Here is a 16,755-nt window from a genome sequence, read left to right as displayed (position 1 = left end):
TCATATTCAAAATATTTTTAAAGTCTTGAAGAGTTTTTAAAATAAAAATTCTTGGCGATGTTCCGATGTTATGAATCATTTATTCTTATTCTTCCTGAGATTCTTCGCTTTGCTTTAATTCTTCAAGCGTTGGCGTAGACATAATATTATATCCTGAATCAACATAATGGATTTCACCTGTAACACCTGATGATAAATCAGAAAGCAAATAAAGAGCAGATTTCCCGATTTCATTGATATCTACAGTACGGCGTAGTGGTGAATTACGACGCTGATATGAAAAAATTGCTCGTGCGGCTGCAATGCCATTACCTGCTAAGGTTCGCACAGGACCAGCTGAAATTGCATTAACGCGGATATTTTGGGGACCAAAATCTGCTGCTAAATAACGTACCATAGCTTCTAATGCAGCTTTAGCAATACCCATAACATTATAATTTGGAACAACTTGTTGCGAGGCTCCATATGTCAGTGTTAGGAGTGCACCACCATGAAGCATGAGCTTACTAGCATATTGCGCAACTTCAGTGAAGGAATAAGCTGATATTACCATTGTGCGTTCAAAATTTTCACGCGTTGTAACATCAACATAGCGCCTTTTTAGTTGTGCTTTATCGGAAAAACCAATGGCATGGACAACAAAGTCAATAGTTTTCCATTCTTTTTCAAGGCACTTAAAAACATGGTCAACGGTTTCAATTTTCTCAACATCACACTCAAATAATAATTTGCAACCAAGTTTTTCTGCTAGTGGCTGGACACGTTTTCCAAAAGCATCTCCCTGATAGGTAAATGCCAACTCAGCACCAGCTTCAGCTAATTGACATGCAATACCCCAAGCAATTGAATGATCATTGGCAACTCCCATAATAAGGCCACGCTTGCCTTTCATCAAACCTTTCATATTATTCTCCGTAAGACTATGTTTTGCAGTCATCTAAAAATTTCTACTCATGCATAGCGCTGGAAAACAAGCGTTGCATTAGTACCGCCAAAGCCAAATGTATTTGATAATACGGTATTAAGTTCTTGATGATCAGAGCGTTTACGGATAATTGGCATATCTGAAAAAGCAGGATCAAGCTTTTCAATATGTGCGCTTTCGCAAATGAAATTATGATTCATCATTAACAGTGTATAAATTGCTTCTTGAACACCCGCTGCACCTAAAGAATGACCAGTTAGAGATTTTGTAGCGGAAATCGGAGGACACTGGTCACCTGTTCCAAAGACACGGCGAATTGCTTCTATCTCAGGGGGATCACCAACAGGTGTTGCTGTTGCATGAGGATTGATATAATCAATTTTATTATTTACGGTTGCGAGCGCCATGCGCATGCACCGCTCTGCTCCTTCTCCAGATGGAGAAACCATATCATGCCCATCTGATGTAGCACCATAACCAACAATCTCACCGTAGATTTTTGCACCGCGTGCTTTAGCGATTTCTAACTCTTCAAGAACCAAAACACCTGCTCCGCCAGCAATGACAAATCCATCACGATTCATGTCGTAGGCACGTGAAGCTTTGTCTGGTGCATCATTATATCTGCTAGACATAGCACCCATGGCATCAAATAAAACAGATAATGTCCAATCTAGATCTTCACAGCCACCTGCAAAGATACGTTTTTGTTTTCCATACTGTATTAGTTCATAAGCATTACCAATGCAGTGACTGGATGTAGCGCAAGCTGAAGAAATTGAATAATTGACTCCTTTGATTTTAAAAAAAGTTGCAAGAGTTGCTGCAGCTGTAGAACTCATTGCTTTAGGTACAGCAAAAGGACCAACACGTTTTGGACCTTTTTGGCGTGTAATATCAGCAGCCTCAACAATTGATTGCGTTGAAGGCCCTCCAGAGCCCATAATAATACCGGTATGCTCATTAGAAACTTCGTGAGGTTCTAAACCTGCGTCAACAATTGCTTGGTTCATGGCAATGTGATTCCATGCCGTTCCACGGCCATGAAAACGCATAGCTCGTCGATCAACAAATGCTTCTATATCGATATTTGGTTTAGCATAGACATGACTACGGAATCCTAATTCGGCATATTCTGGTGCGTAGGAAATTCCAGATTTTGCTGCGCGCAAACTAGCTAAAACATCCTGTATTCCATTCCCAATCGCTGAGACGATTCCCATTCCTGTTACAACAACACGATGCATTTACATCTCCTTGTTTCATACAGAGTGACACAATGTTCTGTCTGATTGAAATAATGCTCAATCTTCTTTAAATAGAGCAACACGCAAATCATTGGCTTTATAAATGGCTTCTCCATCTGCCTTTACCCATCCATCTGTGATTCCTAAGACTAAATTTCCACGTCGAATACGTTTAAAATCTATTCCATATTCAAGCAGCTGAATTTTCGGAGTTACCATGCCCGATAATTTTACTTCGCCCGTTGATATAGCGCGCCCTTTTCCTTTTTCGCCCAACCAACCAAGAAAAAAACCCGTTAATTGCCACATCGCATCTAAACCAAGACATCCTGGCATAACAGGATCGCCAATGAAATGACAGGCAAAAAACCATAGATCTGGCGTGATGTCAAATTCTGCACGAACCATTCCTTTATCATATTCACCACCAGTCTCATTGATTTGAGTGATTCGATGAATCATCAACATTGGTGGAGCAGGTAGTTGAGCATTACCCTTACCAAACATTTCGCCGCGAGCGCAGCTCAGAAGCTCTTCATAAGTGTAGCAGGACTTTCTTTCAGCCATTGTTATTCCCTTTATTTACGTAATTTTGTCTGCGCTTCGTATCAACTTGCTTTTTAGAGCAAATTTTAAAGAGAAGGAAATGATTTATGCTATTTTAAAATGACAAAAGATCTTTTTTTATGCATCTTACACTTGAAAGGCTATTTTTGCATAAAACGAAAAGTGCATATTTTGTACTCTCCTTATTTTATTGAATTTCAGACCTATTAAATATAGATGTGATGGAGTTTATAATATGTCAATGGATAAAACAATTTAGAATTTGGTAAAAAAATATCCGTGAGAAAGTTGTGAATTATCATTCTTTATCTGAATTGGAAGAGCATTTACGTAAAAATGGTTTGCGATTAACACGCCAACGATTGGAGCTTGCTCATATGATTTTTTTTCAAGGCAATCGCCATATTGCTGCTGAGGAATTATATGAAGAAGCACTTAGATCAGGCGTACCCGTGTCTTTAGCAACTGTTTATAATACGCTTCATCAATTTACTGAAGCCGGTTTATTACGGATTATTGCCGTAGAAGGTTCAAAAACTTGGTTTGATACCAATACATCTGATCATTATCATTTCTACATTGAAGGCGAAAATCGTATTCTTGATATTCCTTATAATGTAGAAGGATCTCCTATTATTGAGAATCTACCTCAACCACCTGAAGATATGGAAATTGTGCATGTTGATTTGATCATTCGGTTAAAACCCAAAATCTAACCTGATGATCAGGAATAGGTCCGTTTGATAAGAGATAAAAACTCAACATAATGGTTGTTAGGACAATTTGTTAATTTTTAATTTTTTCACCAGGATAAATCCCCCATAATTGGGTTTGATGAAGCCATCCACGGGCTTTACCAATACTCAATTCACACCAGTGTCCATTGCATTGACGAATATTCCCGATAATATTAGGTTCTACTTCTGCAACAAGTGGTGCATTATCTGTTGGCGTTTTGCGTAACATAAGCCTTTTTGTTTTATCTTTTTGCCAGGGAATGGTTATAGCAGTTCGTTTCCCCGATAAAAGTGATTGATAAACCCATCCTTCGTCACCTTCGGCATCACGAATTTTACGCCATTGATCATATTCTTGAATAATTTCAATAGGTAAGCCTTTCTTTTGGTACGTAAAGACAATGGCGTAGTTGCTACCGGGTCCGACGCGGACATTAACACGAGCAGGTTTGATTGAAACAAATCGCGGGAGTGGCAGACCACTAGGGCCCACATTGTTATTCAAAACCTCTGCATATGAGAAGGTAAGGGAAGTGAATAAAAATCCTCCTATCATGAACACACATGTTAGGAGTACGAAAAAACGAAACAAGAGAGCAGTTTTCACTTTTAAACCTCTTTATTGTCTTTATTTATATAGATATGTAGTTATAAGATTTGGAAGGCATACTTAAAAGTTAACTCAAGCTATAGCATACAGCTAGTTAAAGAGGTATAAATAATTGGCAAATTGAATCAACAAAAATTTATTATAATCGTCATGCATGTTTTTTTCTTATGAAAACTGCAGAGATGTAAGGTTTTCGATATTATATACCTATAACATAAAATATTTGATTCAATTTTATGTTAACAGATGTATCAATGAAAAAAAGCTACGCTTTTTTGCATATAAGAAAGTAAAAACATACCGCATGACTCTGATGATTCGGAACAGTCTGATAATGTGAGATGTCATAAACGATATTGATGGTATTTTTTTAAAATGGACGGCGTTTTGCTATAGGATATCTATTTTTTTTGGCAATACGTGCGATTACTTCTTCTAAAGGCTCGATTGTAACATACATCGAGTTACCATTGGCATGAATGATATTTTGATAATCAAACATGATAGCGACATGGCCTTGCCAAAAAATTAAATCGCCTCGTTGAAGATTTTCATTTTCTGAGAGTTGTTTTCCTATAGTTTTTTGCTGCATGTCAGCATCACGTAAAACTGTGTGACCAGCCATCATCATAGATAGTTGAACAAGTCCTGAGCAATCAATTCCAAAGCCACTAACACCACCCCAAAGGTAAGGCGTACGGATAAGGGTTTGTGCAACGGCAACATAATCTTCATATACATATATATGTTCAATGGATCGAAGATGTCGGGAAATAATAGCCGTTCCATCTTCAAGAACAGAATAGAGTGTATCACGGACTTCAACTTCATCAACAACACTTACCTTGCTTCCCATCGATAAAGTTCTTTTTACAGGGCTGCGTAGTTCAGCTTGTGAATACTGAAAGGTTCGCGGCACAGAAACGATGTGCGTTTGTTTTGTTGTTGGTGTCTCAAGAGCTTGTGTATCAATGTAACCTACATAGCCATCTTTGAGCGACTGACCCCATGACCGAGTTTTCCCTTGTTCAAATATCAAGAGCTCCTCCCCGAAAAGACACTCCGTTTGCATTTCGCTTGTTGTACTTTTATCTTTGAACAAACCAGCAACAGTTACACCAACACGCTTTTTTTCTCCTTGAACGAAGCGTTTGGCAGTGACTTCTTGCTCAAGGCGTTGGTCTGCAAGATCATCTCTGAATGCGTATAACCGCGGATCTTTATGTTCCATCTAAGTTACCTTTCATTTTTAAAAAACAGAACAGTAAGTTATGTTGATGTTTTTTTGATATAAATGTTATGTTATCATTTCTTTTAAAGGCAGGATTACAATATTACTTTGATTTTATATAATTTTAGGTTTTGATAAATCATTTATCTTATAGTTTATTTTTAAAAAGTTCATAAAGAGCGCGTATAGCTTGTGCTGTGCCACCAGCAGGATAGCCTGGTTTTTCTTTTGGCACCCACCCAAAAAGATCAAAATGAGCAAAATGTTCAGCTTTTTCAACAAAATAGTTAAGAAATAAAGCAGCAGTTATAGAGCCAGCGAAGCTGTCACCCGTTGTGTTATTGAGATCAGCAATCTGTGATGATAATTTCTCCTTATAAGGCTTCCAAAAAGGCATTTGCCAAAGAGGATCAGCAACAGAGTGAGCAGATTGAGAAATCTCCTGTGCCCATAGGGGATCGTGACAATAAAATGCAGGAAGGTCTGGACCTAATGCTACGCGAGCAGCTCCTGTTAAAGTTGCCATGCAAATCATAAATTGAGGGCTTTTTTCATCACCATAAGTGAGTGCATCAGCAAGAACAAGTCGACCTTCAGCATCTGTATTGCCAACTTCAACACTTAAACCTTTACGACTTTGAAGAATATCGCCTGGTCGGAAGGCATTAGCAGAAATTGCGTTTTCAACAGCTGGAATCAAAATTTGTAAACGAACAGGCAGTTGTGCATCCATGATAAGTTTAGCTAGTCCTAAAACATGTGCTCCTCCCCCCATATCTTTTTTCATGAGCAGCATGTTGTTGGCTGATTTAATGTCCAATCCTCCAGTATCAAAAGTTACACCTTTACCAACTAATGTTATTTTTGGGTGATTTTCTTGTCCCCACTGTAGTTCAATGAGTCGTGGTGCGATATTGCTTGCTCGTCCTACGGCATGAATCATTGGAAAATTTTGTGTTAAAAGCTCATCTCCACAAATGCTTGTCACATGAGCATTGTAGATTTTTCCCAGTTGGCGTGTTACTGTTTCCAGGGTTTCAGGATTCATATCATTTGCAGGGCAATTAATGAGATCACGAACAAAAAAGACAGTTTCAAAAATGCGTTTGAGTTCGTCGAGATTAATGACATTATTGACATGGATTGATAATTGTTTGGAAGAGGGGTTTTGGTGATAACGGTTAAATTGATAGCTTCCTAAGGCTAATCCCAGATAGCTATTCATTTCATTTGCTGCCATTCCTTCTAAATGCCAATGGCCCGTGGGCAGGTGTTTCGCAATAAGTCCAGTGATGAAAGGCTCTTCATCATTGCCAAGCCCAAATAAAACTTTTTTTAATGTTCCTGTTTCATGAGGCACAAATAATATTTGTCCTGTTTTTCCAGTAAAATCATTAACTTTCATCCACGCAGTTGTTGATGAACTAAATGATAAATCATTAAGATTTTTTGGGCGCACTAAGAAGATAGGACAGCTGTTGTCCGCACGTTTTGAAGTAAAGTTGATTTGGTATTGCTGCATATTTTTCGGCCTTTATAGTTTTCGAAGTGCGACATATTCGACTAAATGGTTTTTTCCCTTTCGTAGAATGAGGTCAGCTCGGGATCGTGTTGGCAATATGTTTTCTTGTAAATTTTTTAGATTAATTGTACGCCAAATATTTTCAGCAATTTTTAAAGCTTCTTCTTCACTTAATAGTGTGTAACTATAAAAATAGGATTCAGAATTTTGAAAAGCTGTTTTACGTAAACGTTTGAAACGTTCCAGATACCAGTGGCGAATCATATCTGTTTCAGCATCCACATAGATCGAAAAATCAAAAAAATCTGATACAAAAGGCACAATTCTTTTATCATTAGGAAAACGATTGACTTGAAGCACATTGACACCTTCAACAATTAAAATATCAGGACGGTCAATGATAACCTCTTGGTCTTCTAATACATCATAGGTTATATGTGAATAAAGTGGTGCACTGACCTTGCTAATGCCGGCTTTTATAGCAGAAAGAAAATGCAATAATTTTTTAATGTCGTAAGAATCAGGAAATCCTTTACGATTCATGCGATTTTTTTTCTGCAATACAGCATTAGGATAGAGAAAACCATCAGTCGTGACTAAATCGACTTTCAGATTGAATGCCCAACGTTTCAGAAGTTCTTGCAGAATACGTGCAGTTGTTGATTTTCCTACTGCAACAGAGCCAGAAATACCAATGATAAAGGGATTTTTTTTTGTCTTTTCTTGATGTAAAAATTGTTGATGCTTTTGGAATAGATTCTGTATGGTTTCAACATGATATGATAGCAAACGCGCCAAAGAGAGGTAAATGCGTTGCACTTCTTCAAGGTCGACAGGATCATCAAGTGATCGTAAATTTTTAATTTCATCAAAGGTTAAAGTCAGTGGTGTATCTGCGCGAAATTGAGACCATTCTTGTGCAGTGAAGACTTTATAAGGAGAATATTTCTCATACATGCACCGGATCAGGTCATCTTCTTGATCAATTTTTGACATAGAGATCTCAATCATTGTTATTGGCTAAGAATTTCTTTTGCCGAGGTGTTGTTTTGATAGTGGCAATAATTGGAAATGAAAAGACGGTTCTTATTTTTTCAAAAAGCTTTTATTGAGCCCATTTTCTTTTAATATATTGTTTAGCTGATAGTTCAATCATTTCAATGTATACTAATTTATTCTTTCGATAAACCTTGTGCCCAAAAAGCCCATAAAAATAAACGCACTTTTAATGCTGATAACTAGCCAGACATCAGAACACCAGAAGCAATCATATCGATTTCTGAACCTTTTTTGTAGCCGTAGGTTGTACGGGTAGTTGAGCCATCATGAGAGCAGTTCGCGATGATGGTTGGTATTTTAGGGGCATAGTGTCGTACAATATCGGCTTCTTGAAAATTGCAATGACTTGAACTGAAACCAGCTATAACGAGACCTGCATAATGTCTGCTTTCGAGACAAAATTTTATGAGGTTTGTGTCAGACGATAAAAAGGAATATAAGAGTGCTACTTGGTAGTCATGATTGTGAGGACGCTCGAAAGTTGTTGGGAAAAATTGGGTATTAAAGTAAAAAAATTTCCTTCTAAAATTATTCCTAAAGTTCCTGCTGGACCTGATTGAAATATTTCTACTTTGATGGTATGGCTTTTCTGTACCCAGTAAGGTGAATGAATTGTGTCATTCATCACAACTAAGACACTTTTGTTACGGCTTCGTTGGTCAATCGCAACCAAAAGGTTAGCAGGGCCGTAAGCACTTGCGTCAATGGGTGTACGCATAGCACCAGTTACACGAGAGGTTCAAGTTTATTCCAATAAAGAGAAAGAAGAAAGCTGTCTTTATCTAATGTATCAGTGTGTTAAAACAATACCATCTGCACCAGCCTTGATTTTTTGTGTTGCCCACTCTATTGTATCAAAAAGGACCTTAAAAGATAGAAATTCACTTGGCAATTGTATTAGTGTTTACGCATGAATATAAGCAATATTTTTAAAACCAGGAATATTATTAATTAGTGCATCTGAGGTTACAATTGGCTGCATTTTTCCGCAGCTATCCGTTGCCATTTCAATTGTTCCATCCAATGTTTCTATTGCTATCTTTCTCATAATTTTCCTGTTAGCAATACATGCTGTTGACAAGAGTTATTTGGCAATAATTTGAATGAACAACAATTATGTCATTGTCTCTGATTCAAATAAATTGAGAGATGCTTAGTCTTTGTGTTTTTTAGTGTATGTTCTTAAATAGAGACATTGGTGGTTAGATTTTATATCTAATGAAGGGAAGTAATATTAAGGAGTAGTTTATGAAAGAACATAAACCTGATACAATGTATGGGACAACTATTATCACTGTACGAAAAGGTAGCAAAGTTGTTATAGCTGGTGATGGTCAGGTTTCGCTTGGGCAAACAATTATGAAAAACAATGCACGAAAAGTGCGTCGTCTTGGGAAAGATGGAACAGTTATTGCTGGTTTTGCAGGGGCTACAGCTGATGCTTTCACATTGTTAGAACGATTAGGAATGAAGCTTGATCAGTATCCTGATCAGCTTATGCGTGCATGTGTAGAACTTGCAAAAGATTGGCGTACTGATCGCTATTTGCGTCGTCTTGAGGCAATGATGCTTGTAGCTGATAAAAAAACAACCTTAGTTTTAACAGGTCTTGGTGATGTGTTAGAACCCAGAGATGGGATTATGGCGATTGGTTCTGGGGGTAATTTTGCTCTGTCAGCTGCGCGGGCACTTATGGATATGGATTTAGATGCAGAAGCTATTGCACGTAAAGCCATGAATATTGCTGCTGAAATTTGTGTTTATACCAATGACAATTTTACCATTGAAACATTGGATACAGAGTCATCTTCTTTGGAGAAAGTTATTTAAATGTGCGTTGTGTTTTCCCCTCGTGAAATTGTTTCTGAACTTGATCGTTTTATTATCGGCCAAAAGGATGCGAAGCGTTCTGTTGCTATTGCATTGCGCAATCGGTGGCGCCGACAACAACTTGAAGGGCAGATACGTGAAGAAGTGATGCCAAAAAATATTTTGATGATAGGACCAACAGGAGTCGGTAAAACAGAGATAGCACGTCGATTGGCGAAACTTGCTGGGGCGCCTTTTGTGAAAGTAGAAGCTACTAAATTTACAGAAGTTGGTTATGTCGGACGTGATGTTGAACAGATTATTCGTGATCTTGTTGAAATAGCAATTTCTCTTGTGCGTGAAAAAAAACGCGATGAGGTGCAAGAAAGAGCGCATATTAATGCTGAAGAGCGGGTTTTAGAGGCTCTTGTTGGGAAAACGGCAAGTCCTGCTACACGTGACAGTTTTCGTCAGAAATTGCGTGCAGGCGAATTGGATGACAAAGAAATTGAGATTGAAGTAGCTAATAATAGCAGTAATAGTGCACCAACTTTTGATATTCCTGGTATGCCAGGTGCACAAATGGGCATTATGAATTTGTCAGATATTTTTGGTAAGATTGGTGGTCGTACAAAAATACGTAAAACAACAGTAAAGGATGCTTTCAAACCATTAATTGATGATGAATCTGAAAAGCTTCTTGATCAAGATCAAATTATTCAAGAAGCATTGTCCATTACTGAAAATGATGGGATTGTTTTTATTGATGAAATTGACAAAATTGCGACTCAAGATAGCGGAGCTGGTGCTGCTATCTCGCGTGAGGGAGTGCAACGAGATCTTTTGCCTTTGGTTGAAGGAACAATAGTTGCTACCAAATATGGGCAGATAAAAACAGATCACATTCTCTTCATTGCTTCTGGTGCATTTCACGTATCTAAGCCATCTGATTTATTGCCAGAGCTGCAAGGTCGTTTGCCTATTCGTGTGGAGTTAAATGCTTTAACGAAAGAAGATTTACGGCGTATTCTTACTGAGCCTGAGGCCAGTTTGATTAAGCAATATATTGCTTTAATGGCAACAGAAGATGTGCATTTAGAAATTACTGACGATGCTATTGATACTTTAGCTGATATTGCTGTTGATTTAAATGCAAGGATTGAAAACATTGGAGCCCGTCGTTTGCAAACAGTGATGGAACGCGTTTTAGATGAAATTTCTTTTACAGCACCTGATAAAGCCGGTACCTCATTTAAAGTAGATGCTACTTATGTCAGACAATCTGTAGGTGAACTTGCTTCTGATGTCGATCTTTCTCGTTTTATTCTTTAGGCGCGATGATTTGTTTATCGGCGTGCTTCGATAACTTTGAAGCCATTTGCTTCTTCATGTATAAAAATTGTGCGGAAAAGGCTTTTTAACAATATTTCATAAGGGAGGTGATGGTTTGCAACAAGAAGAAACCGACCTCCCGGTTTTAGATATTTTGCAGCATTTGTGATGAAATGCTTCCCTAATGAAATATCTGTCGTGCATGGTGTGTGAAATGGTGGATTTGAAATAATGGTATCGTAAAGGTCTACGATAGGTTCATGAACAATATCATGCCAATAAAAATTAATCGGGATAGGATTTGTAATATGCTTTATATGCTGTTTGGCTGCTTCTAAAGCATTATAGTCTGCTTCATAAAGATCGAGTGCTGTTAAGCTTTTACTCATTTCAAGAGCAGAATAAGAAAGAAAGCCCCAGCCAGCACCAAAATCAGCCATTTTTCCAGAAATAACTTTTGGCATATGACGTACCAGCATAGCAGATCCTGGATCAATACGACCATGAGAAAACATACCAGAAGTAGTTTGAAATTTATTGTCAAAACTAAGCGGAAATAAGCGCAAATGTTGGATATTGTCTTGATTTATTTGTTGCGGCACTTGAAGCCAAAATACAAGACCATGATTTTTGGATAATTTATTGCTGATAGGAATAATTTTTTGAATCCATTTCATCATTGAGGCTGCACCAGAGGTCTTTTTTCCATTGATAACAATCCATCCCCCTGGTTTGACATGTGTTAGCAAATCAAGAAAACAGTTTTGATTAAAACAACGATATTTATTTAGGTGTAGAAGCCCACCATCATAATATGTGCAATTTTTGTTTATTTGGGGGTAGCAACAAAATTTTGCGTCGATAAATTTTAAAAAATCTGGGCGCCAAGAAGTTATAATTTCAAGATTTGGTATCCATTGTCTGTCAGGGACTTCAGTGATACCAAAACCCAACCAACATTGGTCTGGGTTAGGGAGAGAGAGGTCATAGTTTTTAAAGGGCAAAAACAGTGACATATTTAACTCTTTCAAAGAGCAATATTATTCCAACATTGTAAACGGGCGTTCTACTTTATGATAAAAAAGAAGATCAATCTTCTTTTTTCCTATTATGACGCTTTTTTTCAGATTTATTCTTTTCATCAGGATTTTGTTCTTTTTCTGTTTTTATCAAGTCATCCTGGGGTATTTCTTTTCCAGTGTGTTGGTCGACAATTTTCATCGATAACCGGATTTTACCGCGCTCATCAAAACCCATTAATTGAACCCAAACCTTATCTCCTTCTTTAACGACATCGGTTGTTTTTGCAACGCGTTTCGATGCGAGCTGAGAAATATGAACGAGCCCATCATGTGAACCAAAAAAGTTTACAAATGCACCAAATTCTGTAGTTTTGACAACTGTTCCTTGATAGATGGTACCGACTTCAGGTTCATCAATGATTGAATGAATCCAACTTTTAGCAGCTTCAATGGATTTAGTATCGGGAGAAGCAATTTTAATCGTTCCATCATCTTCAATGTTAATTTTTGCTCCAGTTTGTTCAACAATTTCTCGGATGACTTTACCACCAGAGCCAATAACTTCGCGGATTTTTTCTACAGGAATGCTCATCATTTCAATACGCGGAGAAAATTCACTGAGCTCAGTACGCGCATCGGTTAAGGCTTTTGCCATTTCGTTGAGAATATGGTGTCGGCCATCTTTAGCCTGCTCAAGAGCAATTTTCATAATATCTTCAGTGATACCATCAATTTTTATATCCATTTGCAAGGAAGTGATACCATTTTTTGTACCTGCTACTTTGAAGTCCATATCACCAAGATGATCTTCATCACCTAAAATATCGGAAAGAATAACAAAGCGTTCACCTTCTTTAATCAAACCCATTGCAATACCAGCAACAGGACGTGCTAAAGGAACACCAGCATCCATGAGCGCGAGTGAAGTGCCGCAAACAGTTGCCATTGAAGAAGACCCATTTGATTCAGTAATTTCCGATACAGTACGAATAGTGTAGGGGAAAGCTTCTTTTGTTGGCAACATAGGATGAATAGCACGCCATGCCAGTTTACCGTGACCAATTTCACGGCGACCAGGAGAAGAAAGACGTCCTGTTTCACCTACCGAAAAGGGTGGAAAATTGTAATGGAGTAAGAATGTTTCTTTACATACACCTGTTAATGAATCGACATATTGTTCATCTTCACTGGTTCCTAATGTCGCCACAACAAGCGCTTGTGTTTCTCCGCGGGTAAATAATGCTGATCCATGTGTACGAGGTAAAATACCAACTTCTGACTGAATTGGACGTACGGTCGAAAGATCGCGTCCATCAATGCGTTTTCCAGTGTCAAGAATATTCCAGCGAACAATTCTTGCCTGTAACCGTTTGAAAACAGTTGCGATTTTGTCTGCAGTTAGCTCGCAATTTACTTCCATTTCTGGCGCCAACTTGTTGAGGACTTCTGTTTTGATGGCATCAATCGCATCATAACGTTGTTGTTTATCGGTAATTGTATAAGCTTTTCGTAGATCTTTTTCGATCATTTCAAGCATAGTTTTTTCTAGGTTAGAAAAGTCTTCGGGGATAAACTTGCGTGGTTCTTTTGCAGCAACTTCAGCAAGCTGAATGATTGCATCAATTACTGGTTGAAAGCCTTTTTGACCAAATGTGACTGCACCCAACATGATTTCTTCAGATAATTCATGTGCTTCTGATTCAACCATTAAGACAGCATTCTCTGTTCCAGCAACCACAAGATCAAGTTTTGATTCGGGCATTTCATCAAGAGTAGGATTGAGAACATAGTGCCCATTACAATAGCCAACGCGAGCACCAGCAATAGGACCCATGAAAGGAATTCCTGATAAGGTCAATGCAGCAGAAGCTGCAATCATAGAAAGGATATCAGGATTATTTTCTAAGTCATGCTGTATAACGGAAACAATAACTTGCGTGTCGTTTTTATAATCATCGACAAAGAGAGGACGGATCGGACGATCAATTAAACGTGAAATTAAAGTTTCATTTTCACTCGGACGATTTTCACGTTTAAAATAACCACCAGGTATTTTGCCAACAGCATAAGTTTTTTCTTGATAGTTAACGGTGAGTGGAAAAAAGTCTTGATCTGGTTTTGGAGATTTAGCCGAAACAACAGTTGCTAAAACTACCGTTTCGCCGTAGGTAGCGACAACTGCACCATCAGCTTGGCGTGCAACTTTTCCTGTTTCGATGATGAGAGGCCGACCGGCCCACTCAATTTCTACCTTATGGGTTTTAAACATTTTTTATCCTTAATGGCCAGGTGTTCACATTACTCGGTGCACATATTCTGAATTCTGTATGTTATGTTTTTAAAGCAGTGGGCAAAATCAACAAAATGCTTTTGTTTTTCACAAGGGAAGAAGCACATTACGATTTAAACACGAGATTATTGGTAACCTTGCCATATGACAATTTTTAGCTTTCGGCTGAAAGCAATAAACTGAAATCAAGAGAGTAGCTTTTGTAAAACAAAAATATACATCCACTTTTTTAACGGCGTAGGTCTAGTTTTTCGATAAGCACCTGGTAACGATTATGATTAATTTCTTTGAGGTAATCAAGAAGGCGACGACGTTGAGAAACCATCTTTAAAAGACCACGGCGAGAATGGTTATCTTTTTTATGAGATTTGAAGTGATTGGTCAAATTAGAAATGCGCTCAGAAAGAACAGCAACTTGCACTTCTGGTGATCCTGTATCACCAGCTTTGGTTGCGTATTCTGTAATAAGCTCTTGTTTACGTTCAGCTGTAATCGACATCATATAATCCTTTCAAACAATGAAGAAACAAAATCACCCGTAGCCGAGATGTCGTTCAGCAGGGGTCGTTAGGTCACAAGAGGAGCAGAGATTCTCACTCACTCTGACCATTTTATACAAGAAAGAAAATCAAAATGCTAGTCCTTGTGAGAGAACCTTAAAGATCTTCCTGAGCAAAATGTTACTAACATGGGAAGGATTATTATTGTTATCATCATTATGCTACAAAAGCTGATGCACAAAAGTGCATAATATCTTAATCGATTAATGTACCCAGTGATACAAGAGTGCGCGTAATTGAGCAGCATAACAATATTACAACATAATCACAGTTGATGATTCATTAGAGGTTTTACAGGCCAATAATCTTTTAAAGTGTACATTTGAATGCGAAGTAATGAGGATGAATTTATCTTATGTGTTGATTATAGAAACTATTTTTTGAAGCTATTTTAGGACAGGAATTTATAAAGTGGTAAAAATTTTTTTTGGCTTGAATTGGTTTTGATCAATAGTGCCTATAGCAAGCAGTTGAGCTTTATAGGTTACACAGATATCAGTATCACTCGTTGACATGTTTTGATTATATAAAAGGATTGAATTTCCCATTCTTACATGCTGTGCTTGAATTTGGTTAAGGGTATAATGAGCAAGACATTTTAATGCAGCACCTGTTTCAATTAATAATCCATCAAGTGCAGAGAAATTTTTCTTGAGAGGTATACAATTTTCATCTATTGTATTTTTATTTGGTATTGCGGCTTTTAGTATATCCCATGTAATGAGATCATTTTCACAAAAAGGCGCGACTGCAGTACGACGTAAATCAGCAATATGTCCATAACAACCAAGATCATGTCCCATATCGCGTGCTAAGGAGCGCACGTAGGTTCCTTTTCCGCATGTCATTTCAAAGATAGAATATCCTTGATCTGTTGTTCCAATAAATTTAAGGGCATCAATTTTTACTTGGCGGGGTGAAATTTTGAAAATTTCACCTTCACGTGCTAGATCATAGGCACGATTGCCGGCAATTTTTATCGCAGAGAATTGTGGTGGGGTTTGCAAAATAACACCCGTATATTTAGGTAAAAGAGCAAAAATTTCCTCCTGTGTTGGTCGTTTAGAGGACGTTTTAGTCACCACTCCTTCTAGATCATCTGTAGAGCGTTCTTCTCCCCAAGCTACATGAAAGTGGTAAGTTTTTGTTCCTTCCATAACATAAGGAACAGTTTTGGTTGCTTCTCCCAATGCAATAGGGAGTAAACCGGAAGCAAGTGGATCAAGTGTTCCTGCATGTCCTGCTTTTTGTGCATTAAAGAGCCGTTTGATTTTTGAGACGGCTTCTGTTGATTTCATTCCTTTTGGTTTATCAAGAATAACCCAGCCAGAAATAGAACGACCTTTCTTTTTTAATTGCCGTGACATATTTTTAATCTTCAGGCTTATGATGATGAAGATCGCGCGCTACTTCAGGTAAGCGAAGTAAAGCATCAATTTTTGAAAAATTATCGAAACTATTATCAAGCCGAAAACGTAATTCAGGTATATATTTCATTTGTCGCAATGAAGAACTGATTTCTCCACGGATAAAGCGACTGTGTTTATTCAAAACTTTAATGAGAGTAGCACGAGAAATGTCATCAACAGTGTTCAGGGATGAAACAAAGCAAGTAGCAATTTTTAAGTCTGGTGACATGCGTACTTCAGAGACAGAAAAAACAACATCTGTCAAAACCTCATCAAACAAAATACCTCGTTGTAGCATATGAGCCAGCGCATGGCGAACTTGTTCTCCTACTCTTAATTGCCGTTGAGATAAATCTGCATTTTTCATTAAAATTGTTACCTTTGCTGAAATTTCTGTTCCCTTTTCCATTGTAAAAAAAGAAGCATAAAGACATT

At 37.8% G+C, this 16,755-nt stretch carries 15 protein-coding genes and 1 pseudogene; 3 read left to right on the top strand and 13 right to left on the bottom strand.

Annotated features, from left to right (window positions below):
• Window positions 1–85 precede the first annotated feature (85 nt).
• From fabI to fabA, 3 genes are read right to left on the bottom strand one after another with little or no spacing between them, the layout of a single operon-like run.
• Window positions 86–904 (bottom strand): enoyl-ACP reductase FabI, encoded by an 819-nt coding sequence (gene fabI / locus H710_RS00540; protein ID WP_041848914.1) that lies wholly within the window; start codon window positions 902–904, stop codon window positions 86–88.
• A gap of 47 nt (window positions 905–951) precedes the next feature.
• Entirely contained in the window at window positions 952–2,172 is a 1,221-nt protein-coding gene (fabB, locus tag H710_RS00535) for a beta-ketoacyl-ACP synthase I (protein ID WP_041848913.1), read from the bottom strand.
• Between the two features lie 57 nt (window positions 2,173–2,229).
• Window positions 2,230–2,739, bottom strand: a complete 510-nt coding sequence (gene fabA, locus H710_RS00530; protein ID WP_041848912.1) for a 3-hydroxyacyl-[acyl-carrier-protein] dehydratase FabA — start codon at window positions 2,737–2,739, stop codon at window positions 2,230–2,232.
• Between the two features lie 275 nt (window positions 2,740–3,014).
• On the opposite strand from fabA, the gene irr reads away from it, so the two are divergent.
• Window positions 3,015–3,455: a Fur family transcriptional regulator Irr gene (gene irr, locus H710_RS00525; protein WP_052472855.1), complete on the top strand. Its 441-nt coding sequence runs from the start codon at window positions 3,015–3,017 to the stop codon at window positions 3,453–3,455.
• A 70-nt stretch (window positions 3,456–3,525) separates the two neighbouring features.
• Here the strand turns inward: irr and H710_RS00520 are convergent, their stop codons facing one another.
• The 5 genes and pseudogenes from H710_RS00520 to H710_RS00500 all read right to left on the bottom strand — a co-directional run bounded on the left by H710_RS00520 (window position 3,526) and on the right by H710_RS00500 (window position 8,946).
• Window positions 3,526–4,032: an SH3 domain-containing protein gene (locus tag H710_RS00520; RefSeq protein ID WP_414946125.1), complete on the bottom strand. Its 507-nt coding sequence runs from the start codon at window positions 4,030–4,032 to the stop codon at window positions 3,526–3,528.
• A gap of 424 nt (window positions 4,033–4,456) precedes the next feature.
• Window positions 4,457–5,317 (bottom strand): NlpC/P60 family protein, encoded by an 861-nt coding sequence (locus H710_RS00515; RefSeq protein WP_041848909.1) that lies wholly within the window; start codon window positions 5,315–5,317, stop codon window positions 4,457–4,459.
• A gap of 148 nt (window positions 5,318–5,465) precedes the next feature.
• The gene (locus tag H710_RS00510) at window positions 5,466–6,839 is read right to left on the bottom strand and encodes a leucyl aminopeptidase family protein (RefSeq protein ID WP_041848908.1); all 1,374 of its coding nucleotides are present in this window, start codon (window positions 6,837–6,839) and stop codon (window positions 5,466–5,468) included.
• 12 nt (window positions 6,840–6,851) lie between these two features.
• A complete protein-coding gene (coaA, locus tag H710_RS00505; RefSeq protein WP_196295842.1) occupies window positions 6,852–7,796 on the bottom strand; it encodes a type I pantothenate kinase in 945 nt (314 codons plus the stop codon).
• A gap of 215 nt (window positions 7,797–8,011) precedes the next feature.
• A pseudogene (locus H710_RS00500) lies at window positions 8,012–8,946 on the bottom strand (asparaginase domain-containing protein).
• Between the two features lie 200 nt (window positions 8,947–9,146).
• Here H710_RS00500 and hslV point away from each other — a divergent pair.
• Window positions 9,147–9,728 (top strand): ATP-dependent protease subunit HslV, encoded by a 582-nt coding sequence (gene hslV, locus H710_RS00495; RefSeq protein ID WP_041848906.1) that lies wholly within the window; start codon window positions 9,147–9,149, stop codon window positions 9,726–9,728.
• Complete coding sequence (hslU, locus tag H710_RS00490; RefSeq protein WP_041848905.1) at window positions 9,729–11,039, top strand: ATP-dependent protease ATPase subunit HslU; 1,311 nt, start codon at window positions 9,729–9,731, stop codon at window positions 11,037–11,039. It begins immediately after the preceding gene.
• A 14-nt stretch (window positions 11,040–11,053) separates the two neighbouring features.
• Here the strand turns inward: hslU and H710_RS00485 are convergent, their stop codons facing one another.
• The 5 genes from H710_RS00485 to rbfA form a co-directional block, all read right to left on the bottom strand.
• Complete coding sequence (locus H710_RS00485; RefSeq protein ID WP_041848904.1) at window positions 11,054–12,055, bottom strand: class I SAM-dependent methyltransferase; 1,002 nt, start codon at window positions 12,053–12,055, stop codon at window positions 11,054–11,056.
• Window positions 12,056–12,128: 73 nt separating this feature from the next.
• Window positions 12,129–14,330 carry a polyribonucleotide nucleotidyltransferase gene (gene pnp, locus H710_RS00480; protein ID WP_041848903.1) on the bottom strand — a complete coding sequence of 734 codons (2,202 nt, stop codon included), beginning with the start codon at window positions 14,328–14,330 and terminating at the stop codon, window positions 12,129–12,131.
• Window positions 14,331–14,580: 250 nt separating this feature from the next.
• Complete coding sequence (gene rpsO / locus H710_RS00475) at window positions 14,581–14,850, bottom strand: 30S ribosomal protein S15 (protein WP_041848902.1); 270 nt, start codon at window positions 14,848–14,850, stop codon at window positions 14,581–14,583.
• 465 nt (window positions 14,851–15,315) lie between these two features.
• On the bottom strand, window positions 15,316–16,278 hold the full coding sequence (truB, locus tag H710_RS00470; protein ID WP_041848901.1) for a tRNA pseudouridine(55) synthase TruB: 963 nt from the start codon (window positions 16,276–16,278) through the stop codon (window positions 15,316–15,318).
• 4 nt (window positions 16,279–16,282) lie between these two features.
• Window positions 16,283–16,687 carry a 30S ribosome-binding factor RbfA gene (gene rbfA / locus H710_RS00465; RefSeq protein ID WP_041849187.1) on the bottom strand — a complete coding sequence of 135 codons (405 nt, stop codon included), beginning with the start codon at window positions 16,685–16,687 and terminating at the stop codon, window positions 16,283–16,285.
• Window positions 16,688–16,755 lie beyond the last annotated feature (68 nt).

The organism is Bartonella bacilliformis Ver097 (assembly GCF_000709795.1).
In the GTDB taxonomy this organism is placed as follows: domain Bacteria; phylum Pseudomonadota; class Alphaproteobacteria; order Rhizobiales; family Rhizobiaceae; genus Bartonella; species Bartonella bacilliformis_A.
This window is presented reverse-complemented; position numbering and strand designations above follow the sequence as displayed.